This window comes from Vibrio echinoideorum (assembly GCF_024347455.1).
GTDB lineage: Bacteria > Pseudomonadota > Gammaproteobacteria > Enterobacterales > Vibrionaceae > Vibrio > Vibrio echinoideorum.
Genome location: NZ_AP025483.1, coordinates 1,902,736 through 1,918,495, shown reverse-complemented (window position 1 = coordinate 1,918,495; position 15,760 = coordinate 1,902,736). Strand labels below are relative to the sequence as shown.

Here is a 15,760-nt window from a genome sequence, read left to right as displayed (position 1 = left end):
TGTCGAGTTTGTCTATATCAATCTTGTTTAGATGAGTTATTTAGCGACACCTTGCAGCATTTCAACCAGTTCGCCCTCTGTAGCAGGTTCTCTTGCTAGTTCAATCACCGCGGAAGAACCGCCTTTTAGCATATAGGCTTTTGTTCCGCAGTGGTCATAGTGGAACCATTTACCACCTACACACACATCGGTATAACATCTTGGGTCTTGTTTTAGTTCCATATCAATTTCCTTATTAACATTTGCCTAACGTTTTTCAGGCTAATTGATCACAAACTGGCGCAAATTGATCTGCATCAATTTAAAGGCTGAATAATGACCGAATACTCAAATAAGAGAGCTGTGTCGGTTATCCAAAAGCGTTAATCAAGCAGTTAGCAAACAGTTCCAAAGAAAAGGTCGTGATTCTAGTTAACAACTGATTCTCTTTTTCTTGCCACATGATGCTTTTCTACTTACGCTACAATCACTTTAATCTCCCTACTTGCGTGGAACATGACTAATATTTTTATCGTTGTAGTGGTGCTTGTTGTCTTCTTTTACTTCATTCAGAAGTACGTATTTAAACATGACGACACAAAAGACCACGCTTACCAAAAGAAAGGGGCATTGCTCAACGTACAGCAAGCCACCTTTTATACGGCCTTGATCTCCGCAGTGGGTAATCATGGCGTGGTGTTTGCAAAAGTGAACATGGCGAACGTGCTTGCTCCTGCAAAAAGCAATACTAAGAAAAACTGGTTTATTGCCAACAACAAGATATCTCGTAGCTATTTTGATTTTGTAGTGTGCGATCCAAGAACACTAGAGCCACGTGTCATCATTGAGCTCGACAATGGCAAAGAGTTGAACAAAGGTAAAGTTGACCGAGAAAAGCTGCTCATTCACGTATGCAAATCTTCAGGGTTGCCATTAATTGGTGCATCGGTAAAACACAGTTATCAAGTAAGCCGTTTAAAGAGACTGTTAGCGGCACACATCGATCTCATTGAACCATCAAAGGAAGTTCGATTCTGTAAAAAGTGTGGTAGCCCGATGATCATCAAATTAGCTAGCCAAGGTGATTACAAAGGACGACGCTTTTTTACTTGCAGCCGCCAGCCTAACTGTACTTATACAGAGAACTACAACGTAGTATTCGATAGCGAAGAAGAGTCAAACTAATATCTAAAGCTAAAAAGTTCAGTTGGAGGTTTAAAAGACACAAAGCATGTCTATGTAGCTAGACAGTAAAGTTGACTTGAAATGTGATCTATCTCAACCCTTTGATCTGATTTGTGTTTAAAATTTATTCTGATTGTTGTTTTTAAAAGCAAACGAACCGTTTTGTGCAAATTTATCCTTGCACGCTACCCATTCACTCGTTATTATCCATCTCGTTCTGAAGCGTTAGCCACTTAGTAAAGCGGTTAGTTAAGTTTCAAAGCATTGCCCGCTTAGCTCAGTTGGTTAGAGTACTTGCATGACATGCAAGGTGTCACTGGTTCGAGTCCAGTAGCGGGCACCAAATTCAAAAAGAAAGCCCACCTAGTGTGGGCTTTTTTGTGCCTGTAATTCCTCGATTATCACACTTTTAGCTGGTTGCAAAAACAACGTACCTTGTTAATTCGACATTTTGAAATATACGCTGAAGCAGCCTTTAATAATCACGTAGTGTCGGTAGCTAATTTTAGAAGCTCAGATGGCGAAAAAATACAGCCTTTAACAGTAAATCAAACATACAAAGTGTTGAGGAGTAAAACTAATCTTGTCACTAGCTTTCTCTAGTGGTGATTTTATGTGTTGCAAAGCAGGAGGAAAGTGAATAACTGTCCTAAAAGTAATGTAAATTATTAACTAGCTTATACTTTTTACGATCCCCCTTTGGCTGATATTGGGAGCGGTGATAACATATAAATCAAAGATGCACTGGTTAATTAAGTAGTAAATTTATGTGTATAGATCCAAAAAATGTCACTGCACGCTATGTGGATGCCGCGCCTCATGCTTCATCACTAATCGAGGGACATCGAGATTTTGGCTACAGCCTGAAAACCGCTTTGGCTGATATTATTGATAATTCAATATTTGCAGGTGCTGGTAATATTCGCCTTGTTGTAGATACCATTTCAAGTACTCCATCAGTTGTAATTGCTGATGATGGATTTGGTATGTCTAAAAGTGAGTTGCTGGAAGCTATGAGGTTAGGTAGTAAAAACCCAGCGATTGAGCGCTTACCGTCAGACCTAGGAAGATTTGGCCTTGGTTTAAAAAGTGCAAGCTTTTCTCAATGCAGATCTTTAACCGTCATGACTAGATGTAATGGTATTACTTCATGTGCTCGTTGGGATCTAGACTTAGTTTCAAAAACAAATAAGTGGACTCTTGAATTAATAGAAAATTACAGAAATGAATTAGGCTGCGAATTACTTGATGAACAGGGAACGGTTGTTGTCTGGCAAAAATTAGATCGCCTAATTGGTGAAATTGAAACACCGGCAAAAATAACTGAGCATATGAATGCGGAATTCTCTCTCGCAGAGCGACACTTAAGGCTTACTTTTCATCGATTTTTAGAAACGCACAAACCTCAAATTCAATTGAGTATTAATGAACGTCTGCTGACCCCGTTGGACCCTACAGCTTCATTTCATCCATCTACGCAGAGAGATCCAGAAGATGTAATCCATTTGTTTAATGGTGATGTACGTGTTCGTAGCTACACTATTCCACACTATAAAAAAATGACTCAACTTGAGTGGGATGAGCTTGGCGGTCACGAAGGACACCTTAAATCTCAAGGCTTATATATATATCGAGAAAATAGATTAATCATTGCTGGTAGTTGGCTTGGGCTTGCGAAGCAAACGGAATTAACTAAATTAAGCCGTATTGCCATCGACATTCCTAATACAATGGATGCTCAATGGAAAATTGATGTAAAAAAATCATCGGCACAGTTGCCTCCGCTAGTCCGCGAACGACTTAGGCGGGTTATCGAACGTTTTGTTGGCACCTCGAAAAGGACTTATCGAAGTAGGGGGCAAAGGTTGGTTGATAGGACGATACACCCTATTTGGAATAGGGTTCAACTCGACGGGAAAATACACTTTAAACCAAATTCAGACCACCCAGTATTTCAAGCTTATACAAATGGTTTACCGAATGAACTTCAAGAAGGTTTTGAACGCTGTATCAGATTGCTCGGAGCTGGTTTACCGATTGATGCGCTTCATGCTGAGCTGGTGGGTAACGCAGAATCAATAGTTGCGATGCAAACCTCTGAATCAGATTTAAATCAGGTCGTTATTGATCTCACCGAAGTACTTCTGAATAACGGTATTACTCAAGACCGGGTTAGAGATATTCTTCAAAGTTACCCTCTGTTGCAATCGAATTGGGATGTATCAGAGCGATTGGTCACAAATTACCTCAAGGAAAAAGGCTTATGAATAGCAGGCAGCAAGTATTAGATATGGTCGAAACTGGACTCTTTAATCAGCCTCGTAAATCCGAGGATGAGCTGAGAATTTTTGTGAAGAGTATTGCAGGGGTTGTAGCTAGTGATTTAAGTGATTCAACAATAGAAGGGATTGCTCGTGAAATTGAGTCTAAGCAGGGTATTACGGTAGGCCTAGGCGCAATAGTAGACAGTACTGACTTTAAACCATGGTTAGATGATGCAAAGCCAAAGATAGAACCATTTTACTGGAAAAGATACGAAAAACTCCTGTTAAAAAGTGGATTGCCAAGAGACGTTATCACAGGGACCGATATTGTAACGGACAAAATTCTTGGCCGTTTAGGAAACCCTAAAGAACATTCTTCTTGGGATCGCAGAGGCATGGTCGTTGGCCATGTTCAAAGTGGAAAAACGTTGAATTACACAAGTCTGATCTGTAAAGCCGCTGACGCAGGGTACCGTCTCATTATTGTGGTTGCGGGCATACATAATAACCTTCGTAATCAAACTCAAATCCGAATTGATGAAGGCTTTATTGGTAGAGATACAGGAAAAACTTCTGATAAAAAAAGTGGCAGTGCAAAACACGTTATAGGGGTTGGACATTTTGATCCAAATAGAACCCCAGTAAGCCTGACGAATACATCAAGAGATTTTAACAAGCCGACAGCCTCAACAAATACCAGTGAGATAGATTCATATAGAGTACCAGTTGTGTTGGTTATTAAAAAAAACCACCGGACGCTTGAGAATCTACTCGAGTGGCTCAAAGACAACAGCGCTCGTGGTGATAAAGAAATGATCGATCAGCCAATGTTGCTGATTGATGATGAGGCTGATAACGCTTCGATTAACACTAAATACAGTAATAAACTAGTTACTAAGATTAATGGGCAAATACGTGACCTCTTAAAGATGTTTCATCGAAGTTGTTATGTGGGTTATACCGCGACTCCTTTTGCTAATATTTTCATAGATCCAGATGAAAACCATAATGTACATGAAGAAGATCTATTTCCCAAAGATTTCCTTATTGGCTTAGACGCTCCAACCAACTATTTTGGACCGAAGAAAATTTTTATCGATGGGCTACCTGATGAAAAAGAACCAACATGGTTACGAAGTATTTCGGATAATGAAGTTCTCCTACCAATAAAGCATAAGATTAACCACGATTTATATCAGCTGCCTAATTCCCTATTGTTTGCATTACGTACGTTTCTTTTATCACGATCTATCAGAAATTTAAGAGGCCAATCAAGTTCCCATTGTTCAATGTTGGTTAATGCTAGTCGATTCACTAATGTTCAAAGCCAACTTAAAAATCGTTTACATGAAGCGCTAGAACGGATTCAAAACGCTTTGAGGATAAACTCATCTTCAACAAGAGGGTTGATGGATCCTGAAATAAAAGCCTTATTTGATGTATGGGAAGCAGAATACAAAGATGTCGAGTTTAAGTGGGAAGAAGTACAAGTATCTATATTTGATTCAATAGCTTCAGCCAAGGTTGTTGAAGTTAACAGTAGGGCCAATGAACTCGACTACTTGAGTTCTGGTGAGCGAGGTCAAACCGTCATCGCTGTTGGTGGGTTCTCACTCTCTCGCGGGCTGACTCTTGAAGGTCTTACAGTTACATGGTTTCTGCGTAATACCATGATGTACGATACTTTAATGCAAATGGGGCGATGGTTCGGTTATCGAAATGGGTATGAAGACCTGTGTCGAATTTGGATGCCTGATGACGCGATAGATTGGTATGCCTTTATAGCAAATGCGGCAGAGGAGCTTCATGAGGAGCTAAAATTAATGGAGCAGGCCAAAGCGACCCCTGAAGATTTTGGTCTTGCTGTTCGTAGCCATCCTGCATCATTGTTGGTAACTGCAAAAAATAAGATGGGAGCCGGTCGAGAAGTTACCACTCTTGTGGGTCTTTCTAATAGATTTATTGAAACAGCTAAGGTCAGTATCAATTCTGCAGAGTTAGATACGAACCTAGATATAGCCCAAAATATGATTTATAGACTGAAAAAGACCACTATATTGATGGAAATGACTCCATGGGGATTATTACTTCGTGATGTGCCAATACAATATATTGATGAATTTCTAGCTGGTTGGAGTAATACTCCTGAGAGTGTAATTACCGAAACTGCACCGGTTAGAAGCTACTTGAATGCTCGAAAGGAAGATGAGTTAGCGCTATGGGACTTGCTAATTCCTAGTCTGAAAAAAGGTGATAAGAACGATACTCTAGGGGTTGATATTATCCCTACGAATCGTTCCGTTAACCTTGATAACTTAAAAGATGGTTTTATGTCTTTTAGCGGAAAAAAGATGAGGATTGCATCCACTGGCATCGAAAAGGCTGGCGTGGAGTCGGAAAAGGCGCAAGTTGCTGAAGATACCTACAATAAAAAAGGTAACTACCCGGATTGGATTTATCGGAAAGTAAGAAGCAAACCATTATTTATTTTGCACTTTGTTAAACCAAAGGCCCCAAGAGGTAAAGAAGGTGATAAAGAGGTTTCTTTGATTCCAAGTCACCCTGTTGTTGCTTGGGGTATTAGCCTTCCTGTATCCAAAAAACCATCAGAGAAAGTTGCCTACGTTGTTAACACCCAGCGCTATAAAGAGCTTTATGGTGAAGAAGATATAGATGAAGAGTATGAGGATGAGTTAAATGGATAGCTCTCCATGGAAAGACCTAGATCTTAGTAATGCAAGACGGGTCAATAACTCTGGTCAATTTGACTTTTTTTGGGTGGTTGTAGAAGGTGGAATGCTAGGTCTTATGCTTAGGCTGCCAATTGAGCCAATCGCCAAACTTAAACTTCCGGAACTTAAACATCTCCTTGTTAACTTTAGATTAATATCAGGGCGCTGGGCATTTGTGCTTGCCCTCAAAGAAAGTAGCCAAGGTGAGCTTTTTGAAACCCTCTGTAGAGATGTGGTTGAAGCAGGAGAGAATGCGTCCAATCTTGATGAAGCCCTTGCAAAGGTGATCCAACGAACGAAAAGATGGCATCATCTTTTACGATCAGGTCGTACCGAAGGCCTTACTGTTGAGGAGCAACAAGGCCTAGTTGGTGAGCTAGCATTTCTTCGAGAGCTTTCGGTAAATTTTGGCGTTGAAATGGCGATTGGAGCTTGGAAAGGGCCCTTTGGTGCACCTAAAGACTTTGAACTAATTGGATGTTGCGTAGAAATAAAAACCCGTAGGAGTGCTTCAACATCTGTTATTTCGATTTCATCAGCAGATCAACTAGCTAATTGTGATGGTGGGCGTTTATTTCTTAATGTGACTAATGCTGAGTCTGCAATTGTACCTGAAGGTACGACGCTACATGACTTTGTTGCGCTAACAGACTCATTATTTAAGGAAGACTGTGATACGTATATGAAATGGGAAGATGCGCTCTACTCAACAGGTTATGACCCATTAAATAAATATGATGATCGTCGTTGGCTAATAAGGTCCACTACTTACTTTGAGGTCGTAGATGGATTTCCTCGCATACAATATCCGTTACCCCTTGGTGTTCAGAACGCGAGGTACTCGATATCCTTGGATGCCTGTGCTCCTTTTAAGCTTAATAACAATATAATTGAATGTATTCGTGAGTGTTTTTAAAAATGTCAGATCTAGCAGAGTTCCATCACCAGTTTATTGCTGATGTACAGGGTGACGCAGATGCCCTAGGTTTAGTAACGGTAGAAGCATTCTTTGAAAAATCAGGAGACCTACTTAGTGAAGCTGGAGAGGTCGACAGCGCCAACCGTGCTTTTCATGAAAGTCTATACGCTCGTGGTTCTGCTCAAATTGATGGTTATGGTGGTGACCCTAGAGAAAATGATGGAATTTTGAGTTTGATTCTATGTGATTTTACTTTGGATAGAGAAATTCGCCTCCTGCGTAAAGAACATATTAAACGCTTATCCCAAAAGCTTTTCAGGTTTTTGAAGGCAAGCTTAGACGATCAGTTTAGAGGGCGGCTTGAAGAAACGAGCCCAGGATTTGCTATTGCTGATTTAATCAAAGCAACATGGAATAGTGTAGAAAAAATAAAATTCATTATCGTGACTAACGGTGACCATAGAGCAAGAACTGATGCTGCTAGCTTTGATGTTATTGATGAAAAGCCAATAACCTTGAATATTTGGGATATTAAGCGGTTGAAGCGTTTCATGGAACAAGGGCTCGTTAGGGCTGATTCCGTTATCAACTTTAAAGATGACTTTGGTGGTGGTATTCCGTTACTGAAAGCGTCTGGTGGAAATGACGCCCTTGAAAGTTATTTGGCTGTTATTCCAGGAAAACAGCTTGCAGAAATATATGATAAATGGGGTCCTAGATTACTTGAGGCTAACGTGAGAAGTTTCCTTCAAGTCCGGGGGAAAGTGAACAAAGGTATTCGAGATACTATTCGCGACGAGCCCCATATGTTTTTCTCTTATAACAATGGCTTAAGTGCTACGGCTGACAGTATAGAAATAGTTAAAACTGACTCAGGCTATCAATTAGCCAGTGTTCATAATCTTCAAATAGTTAATGGTGGTCAGACGACGGCGTCATTATATGCTGCGAGTAAAGTGCTGAAAGAGCAAATTCAGCAGGTGTTCGTACAGATGAAGTTAACCTTAACTCCGAAGGAGTGCTCTGAAGAAATAGTCCCAAGAATTTCTGAGTACGCGAACAGCCAGAATAAAGTTAACGCAGCGGATTTTTTTGCTAATCACCCATTTCATATACGTATAGAAGAGCTATCTCGTCGCATTTTAGCTCCTTCTAGTACTGACAGTTATCGAGAGACGAAGTGGTTTTATGAGCGAGCTAGGGGCCAATTCGCAGATGAAAGAAGCAGAAGAACTCAAACTGAGCGTAAGAAGTTTGATGCTGAATATCCACGGAGCCAGTTTTTTGTAAAAACTGACCTTGCGAAATATGAAAATACTTGGTTATGTTGCCCACATATAGTTAGCCTTGGTGCACAAAAAAACTTTTCAGAGTTTGCAAAAAAAATCGGCAAAAATTGGGGGGGCGAAGGCACTGCTTTCAATGATATATGGTTTAAAAGACTGATAGCTAAAGCGATCATATTTAGAACAACAGAAAAACTCGTCTCAAGTGCTGAATGGTATGAAGGTGGTTATCGAGCAAATATTGTCACTTACGCAATTGCAAAACTTGTTAATGACGCCAAGAGCATGGGTATGGTCATAGATCTTGATTTCATCTGGAAGATACAGAAGATACCAGCAGCCTTACAAACATCCTTGCTCCTATCTGCTGAGTTGGCCCAAAGGGTTATAACTACTCCTCCTGAAGGCATTAAAAACTACAGTGAATGGGCAAAAAAACCACTTTGTTGGCAAAGGTTAGCTGAGAACAAACTACCAATAAATAAAGCCTTTATGAGTATAATTATATCTTCAGATCTGGCGGCTGAAAATGTGAAGGAAGTTAAGGCTGAAAATGCATTGGATAATTCAATCAACGTTGAGGTCGAGGTGTTCAAGTTAGGTGCTAAGTTTTGGGGTGATGTTAAACATTGGGCTAAAGAGCGTGGTATGTTAACGCCTAGAGAAAATAGTATTATTGAAATTTGTGCTGCGATCCCTAGAAAAATGCCATCGTCCAAACAATGTGAAATTGCATTTGAGGCGCTTAAGAAGTTGCAGGCTGAAGGGTTTCATACATAACAAGTTTCGATATATATCTAAATCGATCAGTAGCCCTCAGGTTTACATAGGCTATAAACCTGTTTTTCTAAAGTAACCTATTGCTCATCAGTTTTAGCCTGGTATCATTGCCTAGCATTTTTATTGGTGGTAATAGTGAAATGAAAACAGGTGAAGTGCTCGTAATTGACCTTTTTGCTGGGCCTGGTGGGCTTGGTGAAGGAGTGTCATCAGTAACAGATGACGGTGGTAACAATCCATTCAAAATCGGCGTCTCGGTCGAGAAAGAATCTTCTGCGCATAAAACATTAACAACACGAGCTTTCTATCGAAAAATTAAAGTGCTGGATGGCGGGCTAGATGATTATTTTAGATACGTGCGTGGAGAATTAACTCGCGAAGATCTTTTTTGTCTATATCCAAAACAAGCTTCAGAGGCAAGTTACGAAACATTAGAGGAGCCTAGAGCGCTTGGTGACGATAATGAGTTAATTCATGCTCGAATTCGTGAACTGTTGGCAATTCATCAAGGGCCTAAGGTCGTTATTGGGGGGCCTCCATGCCAAGCTTATTCGTTAGCTGGTCGTTCTCGTAATGCTGGTATAAAAGATTATAAGGCCGAAGACGATCACAGAAACTTTCTATACAAAGAATACCTCAAAGTTCTTTCTATCGCGAAGCCTGATGTGTTTGTGATGGAAAATGTACGCGGTATCCTATCTGCAAAAATTGACGGTAAGGTGATGTTTCCCCAAATTTTGGAAGATTTAAGGAACCCAGGCAAAGTAACGGCAGTTCAAGGTGTCTCTGAATATAGAGTTTTCTCACTTGTAGTTGAGGCTGAAGATCCAAAGAACCCTGAGTACTCAGACTCCTCTGATTTTCTCATCCGTTCCGAGCACTATGGTGTCCCTCAGGCACGACATCGAGTCATTCTCTTAGGTGTACGGCAAGATATCACCCGCATCCCCAGCACGATCTATCCGATGGCAAGAACAGTATCGGTTGAACAAGTACTGTCCGATTTGCCTCAGCTCAGAAGTGGTTTTTCTAAGCAGAAAGATATATCGAAGGACTGGGAAAAACAGGTTCGGAGAAACTCCAAAATGCTCAAACGCATATTAGGAATACAATTTGATAAAGAAGCTGTAGATAATTTAAGTCTTGAGCCAATGTTGGGATTGGGGCGTCAAAGTAGTCAATTATCGGAAATAGAGCACAAGATACCTCCACATTTAGATAGTTGGTATTTAGATAATCATCCAGGTTGTGTGTTAAATCATGCGACTCGCGGACATATGACATCCGATTTGCTGCGTTACGCTTTTAGCGCCGCATTTACTCAATTAAGTGGTGGCACTTCACCTAAGGCGAGAGATTTCCCAGCTGAGCTGGCTCCTGACCATGAAAACTGGAATACTGGTTCACATGCTGACCGTTTCCGTACCCAAGCGGCAAATAGATATGCGACAACAGTTACCAGTCATATATCAAAAGATGGTCATTACTTTATTCATTACGATCCAAAGCAATGCAGAAGTTTGACAGTGCGTGAAGCTGCTCGCTTGCAGACTTTTCCAGACAATTATATATTTGAAGGAAACAGAACACAGCAGTATGTACAGGTGGGAAATGCTGTACCACCTTATCTAGCACAACAGATTGGTAAGGTCGTTATGGATCTGTTAGCTAAGTAAATCTACGCAGTTTAGGAGCTAGTTTCAATTTGATAGCTATAGCTCAGTATGCTCGTAGACTAGATAATAAAATCCAGTAGCGGCACCAAATTCGTTCTTTATGAACAAGCAAAAAGCCCACCTAGCGTGGGCTTTTTTGTGTCTGTAGTTTATTGCCTGCTAAGCTTTTAGACTTTGTTCTTCAAGGCTCTAAAGTGTGATAGCCACTTAAAAACCATTCGGGTTGTCAATTACGTATAGCCAACCTCCATCTATATACTTCATCACTTCGAGAGCGGTTCCTTTGGGGCCTCCAACTATCTCCCAATCAGACCTTATGAGAGCCGTGTCGCCGTTAATATAGATAGATACATCATGGGTCAGCATTTCAACGTCACCTTGAAGGTAACCTTTCAATATAGGCTTAATAGCCTTTGGCCCTCTAGTGCGTATTTCGGTGATTGCGATCGCTCGTTTCGGTTTATTCCGATCACCTGATCCTACCGTTTTTCTCTCTTCTTATTTTTACTCTAAGTGATCGGATTGCGCCAGTTTTCTCATTGACTCACCTCCCAGTTCTATTCTATGACTATTGTGTACTAACCGATCCATTAGCGCGTCCGCGACGGTGGCGTTGCCGATCATGTTGTACCACTCCCTTACAGGTAACTGGCTGATGACGATTGTGCTGCTGTTTTGATAACGCTCTTCCAGCACTTCTAATAAGTGACCCGCATGCTCTTGAGTGAGTTTTTCCATCCCCCAGTCGTCGAGGATCAGTAAGGTTTTCTTAGCCAGCGATTGGAGTTGCTTTTGATAGCTACCATCCAGACGACCAGCGGTCAGGTCGTCAAGCAAGCGAGTTAATCGGTAGTACTTAACCGTTTGTTGTTGGTCACAGGCGCTGGTTGCCAGTGCGCAGGCAAGATACGTTTTGCCTGCGCCTGTTGGGCCTGTAACCAAGATGTTCTGGTGTTTGTATAGATAACTGCCCGTCAGAAGTTCGCTCATCTGTTTACGATTGAGGTTTCGTCCCTCCTTATAGATGAGTTGGCTCGGCTGCGCATCTACTCTCAGCTTGGCTTGTCGTTTTAAGCGTTGGATTTTGCTCTGATTGCGATTCAAGATCTCGCTTTCCAGAAGTAGGCTTAGCCTTTCCTCGAAGTCCAGTTCTGCGTAGGTGGTCAGTTGCTCTTGCTGCTGCTCTAATGCTTTCGCTACATGGCTCAAGCGTAGGGTTTTGAGTTGGTCGTTCAGTGCATTCATATCCTTTCTCCTAGTGATAACTGTTCGGGCCACGAACATTGCTATGAACAAGATTTGGCGTACTCGTGTTGTCTTTACTCAGTTGTCCTTCACGATTGTTTTTCAACAAATTGCTGATGAAGGTGTAATTGGATTTTGTCAGCATCAGCGCATCTTTACAGGCTTGCTCTAGGCGCGATTCGCCATAGGTTTTACTGAGGCTGAGCAAGCCAAGGCAGGAACGATAAGACTGCTCTGGATGAGGCTTGGAGTTCAGCATCTTATTGACGACTTCTCGTGTGGCTGGGCCGATATTGGCTCCCCAGCTAAGCAAGCGCCCTGGCGACCACTTCTGATGTTGATGGTTGCTTGGCATGTGCTCTGGTTGGGTGCTGTTTCCTCGCTCTCTTTGGCTACGTGGATGCTGGGCCACCAAGTTACCTTGATGGTAGATCTGCACCAGGCGATTAGAGGCTTCCAACTCGACATGGTGACCAACAAGTTGATGGGGAACCGAGTAGTAATGACGGCGATATTCGATGTGATAGTCAGGGCCAACTTTGGCTCGTTTAGTTTCGGTATACAGGTAACGCTGCCTAGGCAGTGGCTTTAATGCAGGTTTGTCGAGTTTATCGAACAGCGCTTGGCGGCTGGCGCCATACTGTTTCATCTCACGCTGATTTAACTCATTCATGAGTTCACGGATGGCGAGATTCAACTCTTTAAAAGTGTGGAAGGCTTGGTGTCGCAACCGCATCATGATCCAGCGTTCTACTAGGAGCACGGCATTCTCTGCCTTGGCTTTGTCTTTCGGTTTGTAGGGGCGAGCAGGCATCACGGCTGTTTGATAGTGATTAGCCAGCTTTTGATAGCTGTCGTTCAGTCTCGGCTCATAACGATTGGCTTTGGTGACTGCGCTGCGTAGGTTATCGGGAACTAAGAGTTGTGGTACGCCACCGAAGTGTTCGAACGCATTCGCATGCGCCTCTAACCAGTAGGGCTTCCCTTGGCTGGGGAAGGCTTCAACATAAGTGTAATTGGACGCGCCTAAAGTCGCGACGAACACCTCCGCTTCGCGCACTTCGCCTGTGTCAGGGTTGACCACCTGAAGCCGAGGCCCACAGTAATCGATAAACAGTTTATCACCTGCAACATGAAGCTGGCGCATGCTGCGTTTTTGGGTTTTGAACCAACGAGTGAAGTGCTCGCAGAACTGAGTGTAAGCGTAAGCTTGCTCTTGATATTGCTCATGATACTCCTGCCAGAGCAGCATCTTTGTCATACCTTTACGCCTGAGTTCGACTGCGTATTGAGTGAAGTCTGGCATAACTTTATCTCGACTGACTTTCTTGCCGTGATACAGCGTCTGTGTGAGATCTGCATCGCTGCAACTGTCGGGTAGAGGCCAACCAAGTTGGCTTTGTTTAAAGCGAGTAAGGAGTTCTGATACGGTGGACGGGCCGAGTTTAAGGCAAGAAGCGATACCACGATTTGAGAGACCGCAGTCGTATTTAAGGCGTAATACCTCTTTGATTTTGTTCATTGGAGTTCTCTTTTTGGCCATTGTCGCTTCCTTTCCTTCTTGTTTAAGAAGTAAAGAATAGCGAGCTATTGATTTAAAAGAGAAAAAGGAAGGATTTCGGCCATTACGATCGCGGTTTTCGCTATTCCGATCACCGATTTCGGAGTTTGACTAAAAGTGATCGGATAATCGCGGAATCAGTGATCGGTTTAAACCGAAATGGGTGATCGGATAATCCCGAAATGACTGATCGGAATGCTCCGAAATATGCATCTAGCAAGGTTACCCTGGTTATCTAGGACGAATATGGCGTCTTCATGGAACAGAGTTCCTAGTCCGTCGATGTCTTGTTTTGAAAAGTATTCAGCGAAAAGTTGGTGCAGTTCTGTTGGTGACTGCGGCTTTTTGTAATCTGTTGATGCGTATGACAAAAAAGTTATCGAGTTTAAAACTATGAACAGAAATATCTTCATGGAACTACCTGCTTGTTAGTGTTTTGGGTTGAAGCCATAATAGATAGGGTACTTACTAAAAGAAATTAGCTACCTAAAAGTAACTAATTACCTTTAAGTAACTATGCAATTGATGATTTGGAAAAGCTGAGAGGCAAATATGAGTGAACAGGGTAAGCAACCTGAAGGTTACTGCAGCGCTGATAAATATTTGGCATTGATCTCTACGAAGTGGACTGCTCACATCGTTTGGTTATTAGGTCAGAGTAACGAGATACGCTTTGGACAAATTCAAAAGCAGTTGGCTCTAGTGTCCAGTAAAGTACTTAGTGAGAGATTGAAGTTACTCAGCAAAGAAGGTTTTATTTGGCGCAGGCAAGAAGAAACAGTTCCGGTGACGGTATATTACGGTCTGACAGAAAAAGGAAAAGAGCTCGCAGATATTATCGATATTATCGTTAGAAAATCTGATAGCTGGGATTAGTCTGACTTGACTACAGAAAAGCTCTTTTCTTATTCAATGCCATTATCTATGGCGGGTTATTCTTCGTTCATAGTTTTAGAGGCCTTGTTCGAGGTTTGGTGAGAAACTAGAGTGTTAATAAAGTGTCGAACACGCTTAAAAGTTTAATTTATATCTAGGTTTTATTACAAATTTATGAACGGTTATGGAATGGAAAATTTGAAGTAAATAAAAATGCATATATTAACTGATATGTTTAATATTAATTATGTGTATTTTGTATGTATATTGTGGCGTGTCTATTTGGAAAAATATCGGTATTGAAATATCACACTCGAAGCTGGAGAGTTCAATAGAGTGTGATTGTCAGATTTCAACAGAGTATTATTGAGTTAAATCAGCAACAAATGTTTGCTTGTAACTGGCAGTAGTTTGCAGCTCTTTTTTGATCCATTGGTTGAACAAGCTAAAGTCAGAATGTAATTGCCAGAAAAGGGATGCAATAACTCGCTTACCAAAAAAATCAGGGTGGTCTGTAACTATTTTAAGTTTACTATTTTCTACACTTCCCTCTAAGAGAAACCCCGGTAAAAAAGCGATGCCTTTTTGAGCCTTACATAGATCGATGATGGTTCCTAAGTCGTCCAGTCGCCATAAGTTATACGATGCTATGTTTGACAAGTTAAGCAGCTCTTCACAACCATCCATTAATAGAACTCGTTGTGATGGTGCTTGAGACTTAAAGGTTACCAGGTCTTCATGAGCCACCCACCAACAGTTGACGTGAAATAACTCCTCTATGTTGAAGTCGTAATTTGTCTTGTGATAGGGGTTACCTAAGGCTAAATCTATCTTCCCTTCATTTATATAGTTACCTAACACGAAACTTGGTTTAGTTACGACAAGTAAATCAACGTTAGGGAATGCTTCTGAAAACGCTAATAGTGTTTTCTTTACATTATTATTAAACACTAATGGGTCTATGCCTACCCGGTAGACTATTTGGTCAGATATATTCATTTGCTGTGCGATCGTGACTAGATCACGATATTTCGATACCACAGGTAAAGATAACTGGAATAATCGTTTTCCTTTTTCTGTTAGCCAAACTTTAGAGTGTTCCCTATTAAATACATTGAAACCTAAATCGGACTCAAGATTTTGAACAGCCGTGCTAACGGTTGATTGTGACTTGCCAAGCTTGCGAGCAGCAGAGCTAAATGAACCTTCCTCAACTACCGCTATGAACGAAATGATATTTTCGAAATGTAGTTTCAT

At 41.5% G+C, this 15,760-nt stretch carries 11 protein-coding genes, 1 tRNA gene and 2 pseudogenes; 8 read left to right on the top strand and 6 right to left on the bottom strand.

The genetic code is table 11. The features are described from left to right. Window positions 1-36: 36 nt before the first annotated feature. Complete coding sequence (locus tag OCV36_RS08650) at window positions 37-222, bottom strand: hypothetical protein (RefSeq protein WP_017075068.1); 186 nt, start codon at window positions 220-222, stop codon at window positions 37-39. Window positions 223-495: 273 nt separating this feature from the next. Between OCV36_RS08650 and OCV36_RS08645 the strand changes: the two genes are divergently transcribed. From OCV36_RS08645 to OCV36_RS08615, 7 genes are all read left to right on the top strand, one after another. Beyond that, on the top strand, window positions 496-1,164 hold the full coding sequence (locus tag OCV36_RS08645) for a DUF2726 domain-containing protein (protein ID WP_017075067.1): 669 nt from the start codon (window positions 496-498) through the stop codon (window positions 1,162-1,164). A gap of 266 nt (window positions 1,165-1,430) precedes the next feature. Next, a tRNA-Val gene (locus OCV36_RS08640) sits at window positions 1,431-1,507 on the top strand. Between the two features lie 424 nt (window positions 1,508-1,931). Then, window positions 1,932-3,431 (top strand): ATP-binding protein, encoded by a 1,500-nt coding sequence (locus OCV36_RS08635; RefSeq protein WP_108194189.1) that lies wholly within the window; start codon window positions 1,932-1,934, stop codon window positions 3,429-3,431. Beyond that, complete coding sequence (locus OCV36_RS08630) at window positions 3,428-6,133, top strand: Z1 domain-containing protein (RefSeq protein WP_017080663.1); 2,706 nt, start codon at window positions 3,428-3,430, stop codon at window positions 6,131-6,133. Before OCV36_RS08635 ends, OCV36_RS08630 begins: the two co-directional genes overlap by 4 nt. Further along, complete coding sequence (locus OCV36_RS08625) at window positions 6,126-7,076, top strand: PD-(D/E)XK motif protein (RefSeq protein ID WP_135454785.1); 951 nt, start codon at window positions 6,126-6,128, stop codon at window positions 7,074-7,076. Before OCV36_RS08630 ends, OCV36_RS08625 begins: the two co-directional genes overlap by 8 nt. Before the next feature lie 2 nt (window positions 7,077-7,078). Next, entirely contained in the window at window positions 7,079-9,145 is a 2,067-nt protein-coding gene (locus OCV36_RS08620; protein ID WP_029224158.1) for an AIPR family protein, read from the top strand. A 140-nt stretch (window positions 9,146-9,285) separates the two neighbouring features. Continuing rightward, the gene (locus OCV36_RS08615) at window positions 9,286-10,821 is read left to right on the top strand and encodes a DNA cytosine methyltransferase (protein ID WP_017080666.1); all 1,536 of its coding nucleotides are present in this window, start codon (window positions 9,286-9,288) and stop codon (window positions 10,819-10,821) included. A 207-nt stretch (window positions 10,822-11,028) separates the two neighbouring features. On the opposite strand, the pseudogene OCV36_RS08610 reads toward OCV36_RS08615, so the two are convergent. From OCV36_RS08610 to OCV36_RS25465, 4 genes and pseudogenes are all read right to left on the bottom strand, one after another. Next, a pseudogene (locus OCV36_RS08610) lies at window positions 11,029-11,244 on the bottom strand (YybH family protein); the annotation flags it as partial. A gap of 81 nt (window positions 11,245-11,325) precedes the next feature. Next, window positions 11,326-12,066, bottom strand: coding sequence for an IS21-like element ISVch3 family helper ATPase IstB (gene istB / locus OCV36_RS08605; protein ID WP_135459317.1), 741 nt, complete (start codon window positions 12,064-12,066; stop codon window positions 11,326-11,328). A gap of 10 nt (window positions 12,067-12,076) precedes the next feature. Further along, a complete protein-coding gene (gene istA, locus OCV36_RS08600) occupies window positions 12,077-13,609 on the bottom strand; it encodes an IS21 family transposase (RefSeq protein ID WP_135459315.1) in 1,533 nt (510 codons plus the stop codon). 230 nt (window positions 13,610-13,839) lie between these two features. Beyond that, window positions 13,840-14,040, bottom strand: a pseudogene (locus OCV36_RS25465) (YybH family protein); the annotation flags it as partial. A gap of 139 nt (window positions 14,041-14,179) precedes the next feature. On the opposite strand from OCV36_RS25465, the gene OCV36_RS08595 reads away from it, so the two are divergent. Continuing rightward, window positions 14,180-14,503, top strand: a complete 324-nt coding sequence (locus OCV36_RS08595; protein WP_017075065.1) for a winged helix-turn-helix transcriptional regulator — start codon at window positions 14,180-14,182, stop codon at window positions 14,501-14,503. A 363-nt stretch (window positions 14,504-14,866) separates the two neighbouring features. Here OCV36_RS08595 and OCV36_RS08590 read toward each other — a convergent pair whose 3' ends face one another. Further along, on the bottom strand, window positions 14,867-15,760 hold the full coding sequence (locus OCV36_RS08590; RefSeq protein ID WP_135458527.1) for a LysR family transcriptional regulator: 894 nt from the start codon (window positions 15,758-15,760) through the stop codon (window positions 14,867-14,869).